This is a genomic window from Streptomyces violaceusniger Tu 4113, assembly GCF_000147815.2.
Classification (GTDB): domain Bacteria; phylum Actinomycetota; class Actinomycetes; order Streptomycetales; family Streptomycetaceae; genus Streptomyces; species Streptomyces violaceusniger_A.
Genome location: NC_015957.1, coordinates 5,272,135 through 5,294,948 on the forward strand (window position 1 = coordinate 5,272,135; position 22,814 = coordinate 5,294,948).

Here is a 22,814-nt window from a genome sequence, read left to right on the forward strand (position 1 = left end):
GTCCAGATGAAGTTCGGGAGTCACAGGTCACAACCCTCTCGACTCCTCAGAGAAGAACCGGGAACTCACAGCCGGACGGCCTGTACGGGGACCGCGGCATGTACCGGATGGTGCAGGTGACCAAGGAGAGCCTGTCCAGCAGGGTGCGGCAGCATGAGGATGCCCGCCGGCGGTTCCTCACCGCCATCCTGGAAGCCGCCCTCACCGCCATGGGCGACTGCGAGCCGGGCCGTCCGGGCCCGGACCTGTCCGGCGTCCTGGACGACTCTTCACCCTCGCCATCGCCTTCCCCGGCCAGCTCGGCTTCCTCGGAGAGGGCCAGGCCATCGTGCAACTGCGCTCCAGCCAGGCCACCTTCGGCTTCACCGAGGGCACCGACGCCAACGCGTACCTGCGCATCAGCGACTCCGGCCGGTCCCTGGCCCACCTGCTCCTAACTCATCTGGACCACCACGACGTGGACCTGGTTGACCACCGGCCCTCTCCGCTTGTTGAGCGCAGGGGCGTCGGCCGGCCCTCGGTCCGCGACTCAGCGAAGGGGGAGGGAAGTGAGACACCGGCGGAACTTGCCGAGCGCGTCCTGGGCAAAACGAGCCCGCAAGCCGTAAACCTGCGCTCCTTGGCCCCTGAGGGGGCCTCCGGCTCACGCGCGGTCGTTCGCCATTCCGGCGAGAGCGGAGAGGATCTCGGCGACCTCGGTGCGAGCGGTGTAGTCGGGCTGGATCTCGACGAAGCGCACCGTACGGTCCGCGTCCACGATCAGAACGGTTGGCCTGGGCAGGCTGACCGAGCCCTCAGCGTTGACCTGGGCGAGGTCGAGGCCGAGTTTGCGTTGTGCGTCGAGGACCTCGTCCGCCTGCTGGAAGGCGATGCCGACGCGTCGGGCCACGCGGCTGCCGGGATCGGAGAGGACGGTGAACTCGAGCGCGGCCTTCTCGACGGTGGACAGCGACTGATCGGGAGACTGGGGGCTGACGGCCACCAGCCGGGCGCCGAAACCGGCCAACTCGGGCAGGAGCTCACGCTGGTATGTGCGCAACGCCAGGTTGCAGTACGGGCACCAGCCGCCGCGGTAGAAGACGATGACCGCAGGGCCGGTCTCGACCAGGCTGTCCAAGGTGACCGGCGTGCTGGTGGCGTCGTCCAACGAGAAGGACTCGAGCGTGTCGCCCACCTTTATCGCGTCGGCGGGCACCCCCTGCTCGAGCAGGTCCTGGATGCTCTGGTCGAACACAGCGACGACCTCGGCCGGCAGGCGTTCGGCGGAGGCGGCTTTGAGCTGCTCGGACTGATCACGAATGGTGACAGACACGGATCTCCCCTAGGTGACGTGACGGCGATTCGGTGGACCGCACAGTCCACTGGAATATCCGAGCACTCGGCCACTGGACTGTCAAGTCCAGTGGCGGCATACTCAGGCTCATGGCAGCTTCTCCCGTCACCGAGCAAGGACGTCGGACCCGCCTGCGCATCGTGGCCGCGGCCGCCGACGTGGTGGCCGAGAAGGGCGCCCTCGGGGCCAGCCTGGACGAAGTGGGCGCCCGCGCCGCGGCCTCGCGCAGCCAGCTCTACCACTACTTCGACAACAAGACAGACCTGCTGCGCGCCGTCGCCGAAGCCACCAACGACACCGTCCTCGACGGTCAACGCGCCCTGTTCGCAGGGCTCGGCACCTGGACGGGCCTGGAGCAATGGGCAGACGCCCTCGTCGAATTCCAGAACCAGCGCGGCGGGCGCGGCGGCTGTCCCATCGCCAACCTCGTCGGCCAAGTCGGCGAACACGAGGACGAGATCCGGGCCGTGCTCGCCTCCGGGTTCGAGCGGTGGGAAGCGGAGATCCGCTCCGGCCTCACCGCCATGCTGGCCGCCGGCGAACTACGGCCCGACGCCGACGTCGACTGGCTCGCCGCCTCCACCCTCGCCAGCGTCCAGGGCGGGCTCATGCTCACCCAGGCGCGCCGCGACCCCGGCATGCTGCGCCAAGCCCTCGACGGAGCCCTTGCGCTCATCCGCGCCCACCGCACCACCGCCTGACCGCCCTGCCCGAATCTACGGACACCGCGGACGCCGCCCAGGCGCCCGGCGGCTCGGGGGGAGGGGGCAACAAGCGCTGATCCGTACAGCATGCGCAGATCCGTCCACGCCGCATCCGAGATGGCGCGCGCCCGGCGCCGGTCAGCGATCCGCGCGTGCACGCGGGCGACCTTCCGGCGGGCCTTCTCCCGGTTCGCCGAGCCCTTCGCCTTGCGGGACATCTCCCGCTGCGCCTTCGCCAGGCGGGCCCGGTCGCGGCGCTCATGCCGGGGGTTGGCGATCTTCTCCCCGGTGGACAGGGTCACCAGGGAGGTGACCCCGGCGTCCAGGCCGACCGCCGCACTCGTGGCGGGGGCAGGGGTGATGGTGTCCTCGACGAGCAGGGAGACGAAAAAAGCGGTACTTGAACGCCCGCTTGACCTGCCGCGTCACGCCTCAGCCACGAAGGAGTCCCGATGAACGATCGAGACTAGTGAGAACGGGCCAGCCATGGCATTGGCCCTCAAGTACATTGAATCATTGTGAGCATGACTGAGCGACAGGGAGCGTCGGACGATGGGCGTTCCGACACGTGGCTGTGGACTCTGGAGGCCGATGGGCCGACGGCACTCCGGGACCAGGTAGGAATACTACTAGACTTCGCGTCGAAGAGTCCAGGGCTATCGCCTGCCGAAGTAGGCGCTGCACTGAGTCGGCGGCTCTCGTCGTCGCGACGTCCGGCAACGTTGTCGTCGCGCCGGGCGGCGGTGACGGGACGCCAACTATCCGAACTGCGTGCCGGTTTGACCGCATTGGCCTCCGGGCGTGGCGCCGTCGGCCTCGTACACGGTCGCCCGACAAGTGGGCGCACCGCGTTCGTCTTCCCCGGCCAGGGGCCGCAATGGCCCGGCATGGCGGCGGAGTTGACCACACGGTCGCGCACGTTCCGCACCACGATGGACGATTGCGCCGCGGCGCTGGAGCCGTATCTTGACTGGCCCCTCCTCGACGCGCTGAGCCCGGACTCCGGGCTGCCTCTCGACCGCGCCGATGTCGCCCAGCCGGCCCTGTTCGCCGTGATGATCTCGCTGGCCGCCACATGGCGATCGTGCGGGGTCGAACCCGATGCCGTCATGGGGTACAGCATCGGCGAGATCGCCGCCGCCGCGGTGTCCGGCGTGCTCACGTTGGACGATGCCGCGCGTGTGGTGACGAGTTGGGGACATGCGGAGGCCACCCTGACCGGCCGGGGCGGCATGCTCTCGGTCATGGCGCCGGTGGCCGACATCCGCTCGCGGCTCGCCTCCTACGACGGCGAGGTCACGATCGCCGCCGTCAATTCGCCCAGGTCGGTGGTGGTCGCCGGGGAACTTGACGCCTTACAGGAGCTACAGACCCGTCTCACCGCCGAAGGAACGGTGGTGAAGCGGGTCGCGATGGATCTGTCCGCGCATTCCCCGCAAATCGACCAGTTGCGGCAGGCGATACAGAGGGATCTGATATCCATCCGACCCGAGCGGGGAAGGATACCGCTCTATTCGAGCTTTTCCGGTGGTCGCGTCGAAGACACCTCACTGCTTGACGGGAACCACTGGTTCGAGGTGCTGCGCGGTGTGATGGACTTCCGCGCAGCCGTTGAGGCCGCTGTTTCCGACGGACACTCGTTGTTCGTCGAAACCAGTCCGCATCCGGTGCTGACATCGGCTCTGCAGGAGAACTTCCAGGACGGCGGTGTCGACGCGATCGCGGTCGGCTCGTTGCGCCGTGACGAGGGAGGCCCGGCCAGGTTCCTGGCTTCCCTGGGCAGCGCCTTCGTCGCGGGCGCGACGATCGACGTCGGCGAACTGACCCGCGACCCGGTCGAACCGATATCGCTGCCCGACCTCGGTAGTCCTCCGCCGAGCGACTCCGGGCGGGACACGGTGCGTACGGAGCTGAACGGACTAGGCCCGAGCGCCCGTCGGCGCGCGCTCGCGGACCTGATCTGCCACGAGGTGGTGAACAGGGCGGCCTCGACCGAACCGATGGATCCGCGGCGGGAGTTCCGCGACGCGGGCATCGATTCGGCGACCGGTCTCGACCTGGTCAACAGCATCGCGAAGAACCTGGAGGTGCCGCTCGCGGCGACCGCGTTATTCGATCACCCGACTCCTCAGCTCCTGGCCCGGCACATAGACCTGGAGCTCTGGGGACAGGACGGCCCGCAGGGCGGTCGGCTCGGCCGCCGGTCCGGCACGGACGACCGCGATGACCCTGTCGTCATCGTCGGCATGGCCTGCCGCCTCCCGGGCGGGGTGAGCGGCCCGCAGGACCTGTGGCGGTTGTTGGTCGAGGGCGTCGATGCGACGACCGACTTTCCCGCTGGTCGTGGATGGGAGCGCCAGGATCGGCACGGTGCGGTTCGGCGCGGCCCGTGGCGAGGCGGGTTTCTCACCGGCGCGGACCGGTTCGACGCAGGCTTCTTCCACATCTCGCCGCGCGAGGCACTCGCGATGGATCCCCAGCAGCGGCTGTCGCTGGAGACCGCCTGGGAAACGATCGAACGTGCCGGAATCGACGCGCACGGGCTGCGCGGGACCAGAACGGGCGTCTTCATCGGAGCGATGCCGGCCGACTACGGACCGCCGCTGGACGCCGGCTCCGACATGGCCGGTCACCTGCTGACCGGAACCACGACCAGCATGCTCTCGGGCCGCGTCGCCTACACGCTCGGCCTCGAGGGGGCGGCACTCACCGTCGACACCGCGTGCTCCTCGTCGCTGGTGGCGTTGCACCTGGCCGCTCAGGCGCTGCGGTCCGGGGAATGTGATCTGGCCCTGGCCGGCGGTGTCACGGTCCTGTCCACTCCCGGCATGTTCGCCGAGTTCGACAAGCAGGGCGCTCTCGCCCCGGACGGCCGGTCGAAGGCGTTCTCCGCACAGGCCGACGGATTCGGCCTGGCCGAAGGCATCGGGATGGTTCTGGTCGAGCGGCTGTCCCACGCCCGGCAGCATGGCCACGACGTACTGGCCGTGCTCCGCGGGAGCGCCGTCAATTCGGACGGCGCGGCCAACGGACTGACCGCTCCCAACGGGACGTCACAGCGCAACCTGATCCGCCAAGCACTCGCCGGCGCCCGGTTGCGGCCCGGTGACGTGGACGTGGTGGAGGCACACGGCACCGGCACACGACTGGGTGACCCCATCGAAGCCAACGCGTTGCTCGCCGCGTACGGCGACCGGCGAGACCATGACCGGCCACTGCTTGTCGGATCCATGAAGTCGAACATCGGGCACACCCAGGCGGCCGCGGGACTCTCCGGCGTCATCAAAATGGTGCTGGCCATGCGGCATGGCCTCGTGCCGCGGACCCTGCACGTGGATCAACCGTCCCCGCACGTCGACTGGCAGGCGGGCGGCCTTGAACTGGTGACCCACCGGCAGGCCTGGCCGGGCACCGGGCGGCCGCGTCGTGCGGGCGTGTCCGCTTTCGGCATCAGTGGCACCAACGCACACGTGATCCTCGAACAGGCGCCGGAGGACGCGTCCCTCCGCCCGCAGGCTCCTGCCACGACGTACGGACCGGTCGCGATCCCGGTCACCGCAGCGTCGGAGTCGGCGCTGCGTGCCCAGGCGGCGCGGCTGCTCGGCTGTCTCGACAGTGCCGATCAGGCTCAGGAGGACATCCACGTCGTTCTCGGGCACTCCCTGGCCACCGGCCGGGCGGCGCTGGACCGGCGGGCCGTGATCGTGGCCGACGACGCCAGTGATCTCCGCGACGCCCTGACGGCACTGGGCAACGGCGGCCCGCATGCCCGCCTTGTCACGGGCGACGCCACCATCGCGGGGCACACGGCCTTCGTCCTTCCCGGCCAGGGGAGCCAGCGGCTGGGCATGGGCCGGGAGCTGTACGAGGCCGACGCCGCCTTCGCGGAGGCCCTCGACGAGGTCTGCGCCGAACTCGATCGGCACCTCCCTCAGCCCCTGCGCACGGTGATGTGGGCGGAGCCGGGCAGTCGCGAGGCGGCGCTGCTGGACTCCACTCTCTACGCGCAGCCCGCGCTGTTCGCCGTGGAGGCCGCTCTGGTCAGGCTGTTCGAACGGTGGGGCGTGGTTCCGGATTACCTGATCGGGCACTCGCTCGGGGAGATCTCCGCAGCGTACGTGGCCGGCGTACTCACCCTTGCCGACGCCGCCTCGGTGGTGACCACGCGCAGCGCGCTGATGCACGAACTCCCGCCCGGCGGCGCCATGTTCGCCGTTCAAGCCGAGGAGCACGACGTACTCGCGCGCCTGGCCGAATACCAGGGCGCGGTGACGGTCGCCGCCGTGAACGGTCCGTCCTCGGTGGTCGTCTCCGGCGACGAGCGGGCCACGGCCGACCTGGCACGGCGCTTCGCCGAGCGAGGAGTCATCACCCGCCGGTTGCAGGTCGGCCATGCGTTCCACTCCGGTCACATGGATCCGATGCTGGACAAGTTCCACACGGCGGTGGGCAGGGTCGTCCTCGGGGCTCCGAGGATTCGCATGGTGTCCAATCTGGACGGCCAGGTCGTCTCGGCGGACCGGATCCGCACACCGGACTACTGGACCGAGCACGTGCGGCGCCCGGTCCGGTTCCATGACGGGATTCGCACGCTGATGGAGTCGGGTGTCACGACCTTCATCGAACTCGGCCCCGGAGCGGCGCTCACCGCGAGTGTGCGGGACATCCTCGGCGCAGGCGGTGACTCCGCGCGTCGCGGCAGCGCCGCCGCAGTCGCGACCCTGCGTCGGGGCCACCTGGAGACCCGCTCGGTGCTCACGGCCGTCGCGGTCGCCCAGACCCGTGGGGCCGAGGTCGACTGGCCAGCGGTGTACGCGCCGGCCAGGCCGGCGGTCCTCGACCTGCCGACGTACCCGTTCGAGGGCGACCGGTACTGGCTCATGCGAGACCGCGCGCAGGAACGACCGCCGGAGCGCGAGGAAACCACGGTGGACGGATGGCGCTACCGGATCGAGTGGGAACCGGCTTCACCGGTCGAGGACCCTGGTGAGCGCGGAGCGTGGCTGGTAGTGCTGCCGGGGGGCGATGAACATCGTGAACTGGCTGGTCTCTGTCGGCAGCTGCTGGGTGAGGACTTCGCCGACGCCCGGATACTGAGGCTGGACGAGGCACCGGCCGACCGCGCGACCCTGGCGGCCATGCTGGACCAGCAGGCCGCCGACCTGGGGAGGCCCGTCACGGGTGTGCTCTCCTTGCTGGCCCTCGACCCGGCCGGGCGCGGCAGTCGTGCCGGCCTGGGCCCGGGACTGACCACGCTGGTTCTCGCCCAGGCGCTCGCCGACGCCGCTCTGCCCGCGCCCTTGCGGCTGGTCACTCGATGCGCTGTCAAGACAGGCCACGGCGACGAGCGGATCGATCCGCTCCAGGCGCGGATCTGGGGATTCGGCCGGTCCGTCGCCGCGGAGCACCCCGACCTCGTGGCAGGCCTGATCGATCTGCCGGCGGCCTCCACGCCGGTGGATCCGTCGTGGCTACGGCAGGCGCTGAACGGCTACGGGAACGAGGATCAGCTTGCGATCCGGCCCGAAGGCGTTCGCGCGCCCCGGCTGGTGCCCGCCCCTGTCCGCGCTTCGGTCCCCGAACGCGGACAGCCGACCGGTACCGCGCTCGTCCTGGGCGGCACCGGGGCGCTGGGCAGCCACGTCGCGCGGGAGCTGGCGAAGACCGGAGTCGACCGGCTGGTGCTGCTCAGCAGGCGTGGACCGCGGGCACCCGGCGCGGCACGGCAGATCGCCGAACTCGAAGAACTGGGTGTGTCCGCGCATGCCGTCGCCTGCGACATGGCGTCCGAAGAGGATCTGGCCGCCGTGGTCCGCCAGGAACAGCAGGCGTACGGGCCCATCCGGACCGTGGTCCACGCCGCCGGTAGTGATCGTCACGCAAGCCTCACGGACTGCACGACGGCCGGGTTCGCCGAAATCCATGACAAGGCGGCCGCGGCAGCCCAGCTGGACCGCATATTCCAGGACGAGCCCGTGGAGTTCGTGCTGTTCTCGTCGATGACAGCGGTGCTCGGCGGCCCCGGGCGACATGCCCAGGCCTCGGCCGACGCGTTCATCGACGCCGTGGCCGAACGACGGCGCGAACGCGGGCTTCCGGCCATCTCACTGGAGTGGGGTACGTGGGAGGGGCCCGGCATGGGCGGCGCGGCTGAGGATGCGGACCGGCCGCGCCGCGACGGCGTTCGGCCCATGGCCGCGGACCGTGCCCTGTCCGCTCTGCGACGTTCGATGGCCGGGGACGACGGCGTGCTCCTCATCGCGGACGTCGACTGGTCACGGTTCGTGCCGGCCAATTCGGCGGCACGGCATCGGCCGATGCTCTCCAGGCTGCACGGCTCGGCGACATTCTCCGGGCCGCATGGCTCGGCGCCGAAGGTGGGCGAACGGTCGTCCGGGACCAGCGAGCCGCAGTCGGGCAGTCACGCGATGGTCCGCACCCACGTCGCGGCGGTGCTGGGCTTCCCCGACCCCGGCGACATCGATCCCGACCGGTCGTTCCGGGATCTGGGGCTCGACTCGATGGGATCGGTGGACCTCTGCCTGCAACTGAGCGAGGCCACCGGCATTGAGCTGCCGATCACCGTCGTCTTCGACCACTCCACTCCCGCGGCGCTGGCCGAGCACTTGGTGAGCCTCCAGGCATCGCCGCCGCATGAGCCTGATCTGCTCGAAGCGGCGCTGGCGGCGGCGTCCGAGATGGTGTTGGACGACGAGCGGCGCGACCGGGTGGCGGCGTGGCTGCGGGACCTCTCGGACCGGCTGCGGATCGACGTGAAGGGCGCTTCCCCGCTCGACATGCGCGGCGGTTCCCCGCTCGACGCGAACGGTGAATCCCGCTCCGCCGCGAACTCCGACGCGAACCCGGACTCCCAGCTCGACGCCAAGTCCCTCACCGACGCCGAGCTCTTCAAAGCCGTAGACGAACTGACCTCCTGACCCGAGCACCACATTCCCCGCGGAGCACCACGATGACGGACGACGCCATGCTGCGTGAATACCTTGTCAAGGCGACCAATCAACTGCGGGCCACCCGCGACCAGTTACAGAAGGTGGAGGCAGCCGGCAGCGAGCCGATCGCCGTCGTCGGCATCGGCTGCCGGTTTCCCGGCGGGGTGGGCACTGCCGACGAGCTGTGGGACCTGGTCGCCCAGGGGCAGGATGTCGTCTCGGAACTTCCCGAGGACCGCGGCTGGAATGTGGAGGCGTTGTCCGATCCTGGGGACGACGTGCGCGGCAGCAACACCCGGCACGGCGGCTTCCTGACCGGTGCCGACCGGTTCGACGCGGAGTTCTTCGGTATCTCCGCGCACGAGGCCCTCGCCATGGACCCGCAACAACGCCTGTTGCTGGAAACCACGTGGGAGGCGTGCGAGCACGCCCGGATCGATCCGGGCTCGTTGCGGGGCAGCCGGACCGGCGTCTACATCGGCGCGGGCGCTCAGGACTACGGTCCCCGGCTGGACTCCGGCGGTGACGGGCACGCACTGACCGGCACCAGCGTCAGCGTGGCTTCCGGACGCATCGCCTACACCCTCGGTCTTGAGGGGCCTGCGGTCACCTTGGACACCGCGTGCTCGTCCTCGCTCGTCGCACTGCACCTGGCTGTGCGCTCGCTGCGGGTGAAGGAGTGCGACTTCGCGTTCGCCGGTGGCGTCACCGTGATGTGCGGCCCCGGTGTCTTCGTCCAGTTCTCCCGGCTGGGGGGTCTGTCGCCGGACGGGAGGTGCAAGTCGTTCGCCGCCGGTGCCGACGGGACCGGATGGGCCGAAGGGGCAGGTGTGCTGGCCCTTGAACGGCTTTCCGACGCGCGGCGCCGGGGCCACCGCGTCCTCGCGGTCGTACGCGGCACGGCGGTGAATTCCGACGGCGCCTCCAACGGACTGTCCGCGCCGAACGGGCTGGCCCAGCAGCGGGTCATCCGTGAGGCGCTGGCCAACGCCGGGCTCGAACTGTCCGACGTGGACGCCGTCGAGGCGCACGGCACCGGCACTGTGCTCGGCGACCCGGTCGAAGCGCGGGCCCTGCTGGACACCTACGGGCGCGGCCGGCCCGCGGAGCGTCCGCTGTGGATCGGTTCGCTCAAGTCCAACATCGGCCACACACAGGCCGCGGCGGGCGTCGCGGGCATCATCAAGATGGTGATGGCCATGCGCAACGGCGTACTCCCCCGAACCCTGCATGTCGACCGTCCCACACCCCATGTGAACTGGGACTCCGGTGCGGTGAGGATCGCGACCGACGCTCAGCCCTGGCCGCGGTCCGCGCACCCTCGCCGTGCGGCCGTCTCAGCGTTCGGCATCAGCGGTACGAACGCGCACGTGGTCCTCGAAGCCGCGCCGAGCGTCGCCGAGCCGGACCGGGCGGCGGACGGTGGCCGCACTCTGCCGTGGGTGCTGTCCGCGAAGACCCGGGAAGCACTGGCGGAGCAGGCCGAGCGCCTGCTCGCCCACGTGCGGCAGTCCCCCGGCGTGCGGGCCGAGGACATCGCCTACTCGCTGGCCACGACCCGTGCCGGGCTGCGGCACCGGGCGGTACTGCTGGCCGGTGACCGGCACGAGGCGCAGGCCGGGCTCGAGGCACTGGCACGGGAGGATCCCGACGGGAACCCTGTTCACAGCTCGACCCGGAGCGGTGGAATCGCCTTCCTGTTCGGCGGAGACAGTGTGCGACGGCAGGGTACGGGCCGGGAACTCTACGACACGTTCCCCACGTATGCCGAGGCGTTCGACGCCGTCTGCGACTGCCTGGACCGGCGGCTGGCCGGGTACGCGGAGCACCGGATCCGGGATGTGCTGTTCGGAGTCGACGGCGTCCCGGCCGAGCTGCTCGACGAGGCCGTCTACGCCCTGCCCGCCACCTTCGCGGTGGAGATCGCCCTGTTCAGGCTGTTCGAGGCGTGGGGGGTGCGACCCAAACTCGTGGCCGGCTACTCCCACGGCGAGATGGCGGCCGCCCACGCCGCCGGGATCTTCTCCCTCGAGGACGCGGCGACCCTGGTCGCGGCCCGCGGCCGGTTGGTGCAGTCCCTGCCCGCCGACGGCGCCTGCCTGGCCGTTCAAGCCGGCGAGGAGGAGCTGCTCGCGGCGGCAGCCGAACACGGCGCCGAGGTCGAGGTCGTCGCGGTCGACGGACCGGCCTCGGTCCTGGCCTACGGCACCGTGGAGGCCCTGACCGAGATCGCCGACCATTTCGCCGGGCTGGGACGCGGGCTGAGCCGGCCCGCGGTCGGTCGTGTCGCGCACTCCACGCGGATGGACGGCATCCTCGACGCCTTCCGGGCGATCGTCTCGGAACTGCCCAGGTGCGAGCCGTCCATTCCCGTCGTGTCCACCCGCACCGGCCGGATCCTCGAACTCGACACGCTCCGCACCTCGGAGCACTGGGTCCGGCAACTGCGGGAGCTCGTTCGGTTCCAGGACACGATGCGCACCGTGGACGACCACGATCTCGCCACGGTTCTCACGCTGGGACCTGATGCGACCCTGGCCGCTTGCGCGCGCCACGCCCGGGTCGGCGGAGAGCACGAGGACAAGCCGCTGCCCGTGGCCGTGCTCCGCTCCGACGAGCCCGAGACGACAACGGTGCTCACCGCTCTGGGCCACGCCCATGTCCACGGCGGGCCGGTCGAATGGGACGCCGTCTTCGCCGGGACGGACTCCCGTCGGACCGATCTGCCCACCTACGCCTTCCAGCGCCGCCGCTACTGGCTCGACGCCCCGTCCGGCGGCGGGTCCATCGCGACCGACCTGGGGCAGGGGACCACCGGCCATCCCCTGCTCGCCGCGGCCATCACGGTGGCCGACGGCGAGCAGACGATCTTCACCGGCAGGCTCTCCCGGCAGTCGCACCGGTGGCTCACCGATCACCAGGTGCTCGGCTCCGTCGTCGTTCCCGGCACCGCCCTGGTGGAACTGGCGCTGCACGCGGGTACCGGCTCCGGGGCGCTCGTCCTCGACGAGCTGGTCATCGAGGCCCCGCTCGTCCTGCCGGATCGGGGTGGGGTCCAGGTGCAGGTCACGCTCGGCCCCGCGGACAGCGTCGGCGGCCGGCCGGTCACCATCCATTCGCGAGGCGAGCACCCGCCGGACGCCGGGTGGAACCGCAACGCGCGCGGGATCCTGACCACCGTGGACCGGCAGTCCGTTCCGGCCGGTCTGTCCTGGCCGCCCGCCGACGCGGCTCGGCTCGACATCGATGCCGTATACGCCGCTCTGGGCGAGTCCGGCCTGCACTACGGCCCGGCGTTCCGGGCGCTTCGCGGGGCGTGGCGTCGTGGAGACGACTACTTCGTCGAAGTCGCCCTCGCCCCCGGCCAGCAGGCGTACGCCCCGCAGTTCGGCATGCACCCGGCTCTGCTGGATGCCGCCCTGCACGTGGCCGGCCACCACGGCGTCTGTGCCGCCGACGAGCCCGTCACGCTGCTTCCGTTCGCCTGGCGCGGGGTGCGGACCTGGGCCGCCGGCGCCACGGCGATGCGGGCGGCGGTACGGATCGGGGAGTCGGGAGAGGTGTCCGTCCAGGCATCGGACGCCGAAGGCAACCCCGTTCTCTCCGTCGCGGCACTACGTCTACGACCGGTCTCGCCGGACCGGCCGCTCCTCACCCAGGCGGTCGCGGACGACAGGCTGCTGCGCGTCGAGTGGGCGTCGCTGCCGTTGTCCGGCGACCACGCGGCCCCCGAGTTCGCCGAATTCGCCCAGCTGGTGGACACGGACCTACCGGTGCCGGAACTGACCGTCCTCACGGTCGGGATGTCCGGAACCCCCGCACAGCTGACCGCCGAGACGCGCGAGACGGTGTCCGATGTCCTGAAATCGCTGCAGTCCTGGCTCGCCGACCAGAGATTCGCGCACTCGACCCTGCTGGTGATCACGCGCAACGCGGTCGCCGTCACCAAGGACGAGAGTCCGGACCTCGTGGGTGCGGCTGTCTGGGGACTGGTACGGACCGCGCAGCGGGAGAATCCGGGCCGGATCGTCCTTGTCGACAGCACACGACACCCCGAAGACCTGCCCGCCGTCGTCGCGACGGCGGCGGCGGCCCGGCGACCGCAACTCGCCCTGCGGCACGGGCAGGAGGTACGCATACCTCGACTGGCCCGGATCGACGCCCCGAACGGCGCCGAGACATCACGACGCTGGAATCCCGACGGTACGGTGCTCATCACCGGCGGCACCGGCACCCTGGGATCCCTGGTCGCACAGCATCTGGTCACCGCACACGGCGTCCGGCACCTGGTGCTCGCCAGCCGTAGCGGCCTCGCCGGCCCCGGAGGGGACCGGCTGTTGGCCGAGCTGACAAAGCTGGGAGCCCGGGTCACCGTCGAGACGGGCGATCTGTCCGACCGCGACCACCTGGCCGACCTGATCGGCCGCATCCCCACCCGGCATCCGCTCATCGGGGTGGTCCACGCGGCCGGTGTCACCGAGGACGGTGTCCTCGGGTCGCTCGACGAACGCGCCGTGGCGTCGGTACTGGGCCCCAAGGCCGACACCGCCTGGTACCTGCACGAGTTGACCCGGGACCTCGGTCTTTCGATGTTCGTCCTGTTCTCGTCGGTCGCCGGTGTCCTGGGCGGCCGGGGGCAGGCCAACTACGCCGCCGCCAACTCCTTCCTGGACGCCCTCGCCGAACACCGCGCACAGCGGGGACTCGCCGCGCGCTCCATCGCGTGGGGACTGTGGGAGCCCACCAGCACCCTGAGCGGTGGTCTGACCTCCGCCGACCTCCGGCGCATCGCCCGCGACGGGCTCCTGCCCATCACCGCCGAGACCGGTCTCGGCCTCCTCGACACGGCGCTGGCAGTCGATCATCCCGCCGTCGTCGCCACCCCGCTGGACCTGGACACCCTCCGCGCGGCCGGCGACGCCGCACCCGCACTGCTGGCCGAGCTGGTCGCCGCCTCCGGCAGCCGCGACGCCCGCCCCGAACTCCCCGACAGCACACTCAGGTCCACACTTCTGCGGCTCACTCCCCACGAACGACGGCGCCACCTGCTCGGCATCGTTCTCGGCGCGCTCGCCACAGCGCTGCCCCAGCACGACGCGTCGTCCATCGACCCCGACAGCACCTTCGAGGAGCTGGGCTTCGACTCGCTGGCGGCGATCGATTTCCGCAACCGGCTGACGAGCCTGATCGGGCAACGGCAGTCGCCGACCCTCGTCTTCGACCACCCGACTCCGGAGAAGCTCACCGGACACCTGCTCGGCCGGTTCGTCCTCGACGAGGGGAATCCCACGATCCCGGCAGCCGTGCCCGCGGCGGCGCCCGCGCGCGTGCACGACGATCCGATCGCGATCGTGGGAATGGCCTGCCGTTACCCCGGCGGGATCTCCTCCCCGGACGAACTGTGGCACCAGGTGTCCCACGGGCTCGACGCGACGTCCGCGTTCCCCGTCGACCGGGGCTGGGACCTCGCCGAGCTCTACGACCCCGACCCGGACGCGATCGGAAAGTGCTACGCGCGCCGTGGCGGATTCCTGCACGACGCGGCCGACTTCGACGCGACGCTCTTCGGTATGTCGCCGAAGGAGGCACTTACCACCGACCCCCAGCAGCGACTGCTCCTGGAGACCTCGTGGGAGGCCCTGGAGCGCGCCGGCATATCGCCGGAGTCCTTGCGGGGCAGCGACACCGGCGTGTTCGTCGGCGTGATGTACAACGACTACGCGGCGAGGTTCGTCAACGACGCCCACGACCTCGAGGCACAGGTGTCCCTGGGCTCGACGGCCAGCGTCGCCTCCGGCCGTATCTCCTACACGCTGGGGCTGCACGGTCCCTCCAGCACCGTGGACACGGCGTGTTCGTCCTCACTGGTCGCCATGCACTCCGCCGCGCGTGCCCTACGGTCGGGCGAGTGCTCGCTGGCGCTGGTGGGCGGCGCGACGGTGATGTCGACGCCCAACGCGTTCGTCATGTTCAGCAGAATGCGCGGCCTGTCCCCCGACGGGCGTTGCAAGTCCTACGCCGCCGCCGCGGACGGCACCGGGTGGGCCGAGGGGGCCGGCACGCTGCTGCTGGAGCGGCTGTCCGACGCCCGCCGTCACGGTCACCAGGTGCTGGCACTGTTTCGCGGCAGCGCGGTCAACTCCGACGGCGCCTCCAACAGCCTCACGGCACCCAACGGACCGGCACAGCAGCGGGTCATCGTCAACGCGCTCGCGGACGCCGGTCTGTCCACCAAGGACGTCGATGTCGTCGAGGGACACGGCACCGGCACCTCCCTCGGGGATCCGATCGAAGCGCAGGCACTGCTGGCCACGTACGGCAGCGACCGGGACACACCGCTGCTCCTGGGCTCCGTGAAGTCGAACATCGGTCATACGCAGGCCGCCGCGGGGATCGCGGGCGTCATCAAGATGGTGCAGGCCATGCGGCACGGCACGGTACCGCCCTCGCTGCACGTCGACGAGCCGTCGCCGCACGTGGACTGGACCGGAGGCGCCGTACGCCTGGTGACCGAGGAACAGCCCTGGCCCGACACGGCGGTACGGCCGCGCCGCGCCGGGATCTCCGCCTTCGGAATCAGCGGCACCAACGCGCACGTCATCCTGGAGGCACCCGCCGTCGAGGATCGGGAGCCCATCGCCGCACGGCTCCCGGCGCCGCCGCCCTGGCTGCTTTCCGGCATGACACCGGCCGCGCTGCGGGCCCAGGCCGCGGCATTGCTCGCGGCGGCCCCGGCGCACGTCAACGACGTGGCCTTCACACTGGCCACGGCCAGGTCCGCGCTCGCGCACCGCGCCGCCGTCCCAGCCGGTGACCTGGCCGCGCTGGACGCGCTCGCCAAGGATGTGCACCACCCCGCGGTGGTTTCCGGCTCGGCGAGGCACTCGCAGCTCGCCCTGCTGTTCAGCGGCCAGGGTTCCCAGCGGCAGGGCATGGGACGTGAACTCGGCGCCGCGTTCCCCGTCTTCGCCGAGGCGTTCGCCGAGGCGGCCCGCCATCTGGACACTCATCTGGAGCGTCCGCTGGTGGAGGTCGTGGCGCAGGAAGGTGCCCTGCTCGATCGCACCGACTTCGCCCAGGCCGGCATCTTCGCCTTCGAGGTGGCCGCCTTCCGCCTCCTCCAGTCCTGGGGCGTCCGCCCGGACCACCTGATCGGCCACTCGATCGGGGAAGTGGTCGCGGCCCACGTCGCCGGGATGCTGACTCTGCCCGACGCGGCGGCACTGGTCTGCGCCCGGGGAAGGCTGATGAACGGCCTGCCCGCCGGCGGAGGCATGCTCGCGGTGGAGGCCGGTGAGGAGGAAGTCACCCGGGTACTGGCCGACCAGGACGGCATCGTCGTCGTCGCGGCGGTCAACGGCCCCCGTTCGGTGGTCGTCTCCGGTGCTGAGGCGGCGGTGTCCGCCGTACGGGCCGTCTTCGACCGGATGGGACGCAGGACGCGCGCGCTCCAGGTGAGCCACGCCTTTCACTCGCCTCTGCTCGATCCCATGCTCGCCGAATTCCGCGAGGTGGTACGTGGTATCCGTTTCGACGCCCCGCGGCTGCCGATCGTCTCGACGGTGACCGGCCGGCGAGCCGACGCGGAGGAACTGCGCGATCCCGAGTACTGGGTACGTCAGGCGCGGCGAACGGTCCGCTTCGCGGACGCGGTGCGCACGCTCGACCGGGCCGATGTCTCGACCTTCCTCGAAGTGGGTCCGAGCAGTGCGCTGGCGGCCATGGCGGGCGACAGCGTCACGGCGGAGGATGCGCTGGTCACGGCCGCGATCAGGCGGAAGGGGAACGAGGCCGACGAGATCATGCGGGCGGTGGCTCGTCTGCACGTACGCGGTGTCAAGGTCGACTGGACGGCTGTGTTCGCGCACAGCGGGGAACAGGTCGTCGATCTGCCCACCTACCGGTTCCAGCGCCGCAGGTTCTGGCTGGACAGGCGACCGGCGGCGGTGGACACGGGAGGTCTCGGCCATCCCGTGCTGAGCCATGCGGGCCCGGTGCCCGGCACCGGCCAACTGCTGTGCTGGGGCAGGCTGTCGGCGAAGATCCATCCCTGGCTCGCCGACCATGTGATCGACGGCCGGGCCATTCTGCCCGCCACGGCCTTCGTCGAACTGGCGGGGCGGGCGGGCGCCGAGGTGGACTGTCCGGCTGTGGAGGAACTCGTGGTCCACACCCCACTGGTGATTCCGGACTCCGCCGAGGTGCTGGTCCAGGTTCTCGTCGGTGAACCCGACGAGTCCGGCACCCGAGGTGTGGAGGTCCATGCCTGCCGCGCGGGGAGGGGCACGAGGGAGGACTGGGCCGCGCACGCGACCGGTACGGTGCGGCCCGGCGCTCCGGCTCCGGCCGACCCGGACGAGTCCGGGCACTGGCCACCACGGGGAGCCGTGGAACTGACCCTGGACGGGGCGTACCCGGCGCTGGCGGAGATGGGCATGGAGTACGGGCCCGGTTTCCGGAACGTGACACAGGTCTGGCAGCGGGGAACCGAGATCTTCGCCGCGGTCCGGTTGCCGGACGAGCGGATCAGGGAGGACAAGGGGTTCCGGCTGCATCCAGCCGTGCTGGACGCCGCGCTTCACTCGCTCATCGTCGCCTCGCCCCGACACGCCGCAGAAGACGGTGCGGTCCGGCTGCCCTTCGCGTGGAACGACGTTCAGGTGTTCGTGCCGGACGCACATCATGTGCGAGTCCGCCTGCACCAGATCGACGCCACGACGCTGTCACTGACTCTCACCGACCAGTGGGGAACACCGGTCGCCCGAGTGGGTTCGGTCACCACCAAGACGGCCTCCTCGGCGGACAGCCCGTCATCCGCCGGTCTCTACGGCCTCACCTGGACGGACATTCCCGTGGGCGACGGCGGGCCGCTGTCCGAGGCGGACTCGGTGGTTCGTGTCGCCGGCATGGATCGACACGCGGACCCGGTCGCGGCGGTACATGCCGAGACGGTCACGGCACTGCGAGCGGTACAGCACTGGAGTACAGAACGAAGCCATCTCGGCGGTCGCCTGATCCTGGTGACCCGGAACGCCACGACGCAGACCCCGGACCTCGCCGCCGCGGCGGTGTGGGGCCTCGGGCGCACCGTCCAGGCGGAATACCCCGGCCGTGTGGTGCTGGTCGACCTCGACGGCACACCGGAATCCGAGGACGTCATGTCCGCGGCGATCGCGTCCGGCGAAGCCCAACTGGCCGTCAGGGCCGCGAGGGTGTCAGTGCCTCGACTCACCTCCGTGGAACCGGGCCCGGCGGGATCACTCGACACGACCGGCACAGTCCTGATCACCGGTGGTACCGGCTCACTCGGATCCCTGATCGCGCGTCACCTGGTGACGGCGCATGATGCCAGGTCCGTCGTGCTGGTCAGCCGGAGCGGGGGCGACGCCCGCCGCAACGACGAGATACTCGCCGCATTCGCCGAGCACGACGCGCACCTACGCATCGTCGCCTGCGACGTCACCGACGGCGAGGCCCTGGCGAAGCTCGCCGACAGCCTGGACCCGCCGCTCACCGCGGTCATTCACGCCGCGGGCGTCCTCGACGACGGTGTCGTGGAGGCGCTCACCCCGCAACGGATGGCGGATGTGCTGCGCCCCAAGGTGGACGCCGCCTGGCGGCTCCAGGAACTGGTGGACCGGTTGAACGTTCCGTCCTTCGTGCTGTTCTCCTCCATAGCGGGACTGCTCGGCAGCGCGGGACAGGGCAACTACGCCGCGGGGAACTCGTTCCTGGACGCGCTGGCCCGCCGTCGCAGCGCGCACGGCAAGCCGACGTCGTCCCTGGCGTGGGGACCTTGGGGACATGGCGAAGGCATGGCCACCGGGATCCGGGGCGGCTTGGTGCCCCCGCTGACCGTCGAGCAGGGCCTGGCCCTGTTCGACGCGGCTGTCGACAGCGAGTTGCCGGTCCTGGCCCCCATCCGGCTGGACCGCGCCGAACTGCGCGGCGGACGTACCCCGGTCCCGCCGCTGTTGCGGACACCGCTGTCGCATACGGCGACGCGCGAGCGGCCGGTAACGGCGGGCGAGGGCAGCCAGGGTTCCCCAGCCGCGCCGGAGGCGTTTCGCGCGCGGTTGAACGCGTTGTCCGGCCCGGCACGCAAGGCCGCGCTCGTGGACCTCGTCCGAGGTGAGATGGCCGCCGTGCTCGGCCACCGCGACGCCGCCGACATGAACCCCGGCCATACCTTCGCCGAACTCGGATTCGACTCGCTGGCCAGCGTGACCCTTCGCAACAGGCTGAGCGCGCTCACCGGGGTGCGGCTGCCCGCGACGATCGCGTTCGAAGTGCGCAGCGACCACGAGCTGGCGGACCACCTCGACGAGGGACTCGCCGGTTCCGAACCGGCTGCGCCGCCCGCCGCCACGTCCGGCATACGGCTGGCCTCGTTCTACCGACGGCTGTGCGAGGCGGGCGAACCGGTTTCGGCGATGCACATGCTGCTCTCCGCGTCGTTGGCACTGCCGGCGTTCGGGCCCGCCGACAGCCGGGAACACGCTCCCCTGCCCGTTCGCATGGCCGCAGGCCCCCACGGACCCGCGCTGGTGTGCTTCCCGAGCTTCTTCCCCCCGGCCGGACTCGGAACGTACGGCAAGTTCGCGCCCCGCTTCGACGGCGAGCGCGACATGTTCGAGATCCAGTACCCGGGTCTGGTCGCCGGTGAGGTGGTGCCGCGCGACTGGGACACGCTCGTCACGATGCACGCCGAGACCGTACGTGCCCAGTTCGGCGACCGGCGGATCGTGCTCCTCGGGCACTCCATCGGCGGGTGCACCGCGCAGGCCGTCGCCGCCAAGCTGATCGAGCTGGGCAGCCCGCCCGCCGGCCTGGTGCTGGGCGACACCTATCCGGTGACGGAGGCGAACGTGTCGCAGGAGTGGTTGCTGGACCTGCCCGCCAGCCGGGTGACGCGAGCCGGCGTGCAGTTCGAGGAACTCACCGGCGACACGCCCCTGGCGGCCATGGGCGCCTACAACAGGATGCTGGTGCAGAGCGCTTGGCGGCCGAGTCCGCTGCCGGTTCCCACCTTGCTGGTGCGAGCGCTGGACCCGATGCCGCTGATGCGCACCGACGGCGCCACCGACAGCTGGCGCTCGACCTGGCCACAGCCGCACGACGCGGTGGACATCCCCGGAAACCACGAAGAGCTGCCCTACGAACAGGTGGAGGCGTTCACCACCGGGATCCGCGAGTGGCTACGTGAAACGTTCGACCCACGACAAACCCGATGACCGGCACCGCCCTGACCGTAAGAGTGAGCCCCGGCCCTGCCACTGGGAAGGACCCCATGACCGCACCGAACCGCCCGCCTCTGCTGCTCGTGGGCGGCGGGAATCGCCACTACCGCGAATACCTGCTCGCCGCCCTACGACCACACTTCAGGCTGTGGCTGATCGACTCGGCCGACTCGACCTGGCCACACGATTACGTCGAGGGCGTCACGGTCGCGGACACCCTCGACGCGGACGCCCTGATCGCCGTGGCACGCCAGGTCACGGCGTCGTTCCCGGCGCGGGGCGTGCTGACCTTCGACGAGTCGCTGGTGTACCCGGTCGCAAGGGTCGCCGAGGAACTCGGCCTTCCCGGCAGTCCGCCGGAGGCGGTACAGGCCTGCCGGGACAAGGCCACCAGCAGAGCGGCCCTCGACGCCGCCGGAGTACCGCAGCCGATCTCGCGCACGGTGGGCTCCGCCGAAGAGGCGGTGGCCGCGGCCGAGGAGATCGGCTACCCGGTCGTGGTCAAGGCCCGCGGACTGGCCGGCAGCCTCGGCGTGCTGCGCGTCGACGACCCGACGGCGGTCTCCGACGCGTACGCGACCGCGAGCGGAGCGGTCTGGCCCGGCATTCCCCGGTACGAGGCGGACGTCCTGGTCGAGGAGTTCCTCACCGGACCGGAGATCAGCATCGACGCGGTGATCAGCCAAAGCGTCTGCACACCGTTGGTGATCGCGCACAAGAGGACCGGATTCGCCCCCTTCTTCGAGGAGACGGGGCACACCGTCGACGCGGACGACCCGCTGTTCAACGACGCCGCGCTGCTCGGCCAACTCGGCCTGGTACACAAGGGCATCGGCCTCACCGAGGGCGCCACTCACACCGAATTCAAACTGACCGACCGCGGTCCGAGGCTGGTCGAGATCAACGCCCGCAGCGGCGGGGACTTCATTCCACGGCTGGGCGTGCTGGCCGGCGGCAGCGACCCGATCCTCGCGGCGGCGCAGATCGCCGTCGGGCAGACCCCACCGCCGCGCGTGGTCCTTCGACGCACCGCCGCCATCCGATTCCTCTACCCGGCCGCCGACTGCGAGGTGGTCGACACCGTCGTACACGACGACCGGTTCGGCCCCACGATCCGCGAAGCCCTCGGCGCCGTCGCTACGGGGACGCATCTCTGGCTGCCGCCACACGCCTACCAGACGCGATCCCGATACGGGCACGTCATCGCGGTCGGCGCGGACGCCGGTCAGGTAGCGGCAGACCTGGACTGCGCGGAGGACCTGGTCACACTGCGGAGCAAGCCGCAGAGCACCTGAGCGGCCGGCTCCGCCGCGCCTCACCGGCAGCGTCCCGGTTTCACTGGCCGGGACCGGTGTCCTGCATGGAGAACCTCTCCGTGCGGCGTGGCTGTCGGGGCCCTGAGAGTGGTGTGACCGATCGGCCCGGGCCGACGGAATCCGTCGGCCCGGGCCGGGTGTGCTTCCCCTGGATCCGTGCTTGTGCCCGCGGCCCTACCTGGCCAGGTGGGCGAGGATCAGGTTGGGGTCCTCGGCGGTGTTCCAGGCGGCGTTCAGCACGTAGACGGTGTCGCCGCGCAGGGCGATGGACGTGGGGTTCTGCAGACCGTCCACCGAGGTCAGCACGGTGGAGTGGCTGCCGTCGGGCTGGACGAGCGCGACTTCGTTCGGTCCGTCCAGGGCGGCCAGGAGCCGGTCGCCGTGGCCGGTGAAGGCGAAGTCGTCGATCCCCGGCATACCGCCTGCCCGAGTCTGGATTGTGCCCGCGCGTCCGTCCCGGAGGACGGGGATGCGCACGATGGTGCCCTGGTCGGGATTGGTGGCCCAGACCGCACCGTTGTGGATCTTCAGGCCGTTGGCGCCGAGAAAGCCGGCGGGGGCCAGTTCGGAGCCGGTGGACCAGGCGGTCGGGGTGCCGCCGGTGGTGGGCACCGTCCAGATGGTGCCGAGCACGGAGTCGGCGGCGTAGAGGGTGTGGGTGCGCGCATCCAGCGCCAGACCGTTGGGCAGGCCGTCCGCCGGCAGCGGGGCGATCCGCTCCGGTCGGCCGCCGGGACGCATCCGCCATACGCCGGTGAGGTCGCCGGTGCCGGTGGCGTACAGGAAGTACAAGGTTCCGTCGTGCGCCCGGGCGATGCCGGTGGTCAGCGGGAAGCCCATGGCCGGGGTGTGGACACCGCCGTCGGCGGGCTCGGGCAGGGTGGCCAGGATCCGGACAGTGCCCCGGGGGGAGACCTCGGCGACCTGACGGCCCTTGGCGAAGGTGACGTACGCGCGGCCGCCCGATGCCAGGGCGAGGTTCTCCGGCGTCTGGCCGCCGGCCAGGTCGAAGTGCGCGGCGATCCGCGCGCTGCTCAGCGGCGCGGAGACGGCCGAGGCCGGAGCGGGGCTGAGCGCCGAGGCAGCGGCCGCGGCCAGGGCGACCGCCGCCACAGCGGACATGGAGAGCTTCTTGGACATGGTTTCCTTCTCGCTTTCGGGCATGCGGCAGCAACACGCCGACGCATGGCTTGGGATACGTGGGTTCTTGCGGCGGGGCGGCGCCCCGCGGCTGACCCGCGACAGGGTGGACTGCGGCCGTACCCGGGCGG

Annotated in this window: 5 protein-coding genes and 2 pseudogenes; 4 read left to right on the top strand and 3 right to left on the bottom strand. The window is 71.0% G+C overall.

Going from position 1 to position 22,814, the window contains the following annotated elements; genetic code table 11:
- Positions 1 to 643: 643 nt before the first annotated feature.
- Positions 644 to 1,312 carry a peroxiredoxin-like family protein gene (locus STRVI_RS21805; protein WP_014057800.1) on the bottom strand — a complete coding sequence of 223 codons (669 nt, stop codon included), beginning with the start codon at positions 1,310 to 1,312 and terminating at the stop codon, positions 644 to 646.
- 110 nt (positions 1,313 to 1,422) lie between these two features.
- Between STRVI_RS21805 and STRVI_RS21810 the strand changes: the two genes are divergently transcribed.
- The gene (locus tag STRVI_RS21810) at positions 1,423 to 2,034 is read left to right on the top strand and encodes a TetR/AcrR family transcriptional regulator (RefSeq protein WP_014057801.1); all 612 of its coding nucleotides are present in this window, start codon (positions 1,423 to 1,425) and stop codon (positions 2,032 to 2,034) included.
- Positions 2,035 to 2,063: 29 nt separating this feature from the next.
- Here the strand turns inward: STRVI_RS21810 and STRVI_RS48320 are convergent.
- A pseudogene (locus STRVI_RS48320) lies at positions 2,064 to 2,429 on the bottom strand (transposase); the annotation flags it as partial.
- 132 nt (positions 2,430 to 2,561) lie between these two features.
- On the opposite strand from STRVI_RS48320, the gene STRVI_RS21820 reads away from it, so the two are divergent.
- The 3 genes and pseudogenes from STRVI_RS21820 (at position 2,562) to STRVI_RS21830 (ending at position 21,522) form a co-directional block, all read left to right on the top strand.
- Positions 2,562 to 8,975, top strand: a complete 6,414-nt coding sequence (locus STRVI_RS21820; RefSeq protein WP_078505343.1) for a type I polyketide synthase — start codon at positions 2,562 to 2,564, stop codon at positions 8,973 to 8,975.
- A 119-nt stretch (positions 8,976 to 9,094) separates the two neighbouring features.
- Positions 9,095 to 20,221, top strand: a pseudogene (locus STRVI_RS21825) (SDR family NAD(P)-dependent oxidoreductase); the annotation flags it as partial.
- A 56-nt stretch (positions 20,222 to 20,277) separates the two neighbouring features.
- Positions 20,278 to 21,522 (top strand): ATP-grasp domain-containing protein, encoded by a 1,245-nt coding sequence (locus STRVI_RS21830; RefSeq protein ID WP_043236316.1) that lies wholly within the window; start codon positions 20,278 to 20,280, stop codon positions 21,520 to 21,522.
- Positions 21,523 to 21,717: 195 nt separating this feature from the next.
- Here STRVI_RS21830 and STRVI_RS21835 read toward each other — a convergent pair whose 3' ends face one another.
- Positions 21,718 to 22,683, bottom strand: a complete 966-nt coding sequence (locus tag STRVI_RS21835; protein ID WP_014057805.1) for a hypothetical protein — start codon at positions 22,681 to 22,683, stop codon at positions 21,718 to 21,720.
- Positions 22,684 to 22,814: the final 131 nt, after the last annotated feature.

Excerpts from the sequence above, each read along its gene's own strand:
- STRVI_RS21820 (WP_078505343.1), top strand. The coding sequence starts at position 2,562 with ATGACTGAGCGACAGGGAGCGTCGGACGATGGGCGTTCCGACACGTGG.
- STRVI_RS21810 (WP_014057801.1), top strand. The coding sequence starts at position 1,423 with ATGGCAGCTTCTCCCGTCACCGAGCAAGGACGTCGGACCCGCCTGCGC.
- STRVI_RS21835 (WP_014057805.1), bottom strand. The coding sequence starts at position 22,683 with ATGTCCAAGAAGCTCTCCATGTCCGCTGTGGCGGCGGTCGCCCTGGCC.
- STRVI_RS21830 (WP_043236316.1), top strand. The coding sequence starts at position 20,278 with ATGACCGCACCGAACCGCCCGCCTCTGCTGCTCGTGGGCGGCGGGAAT.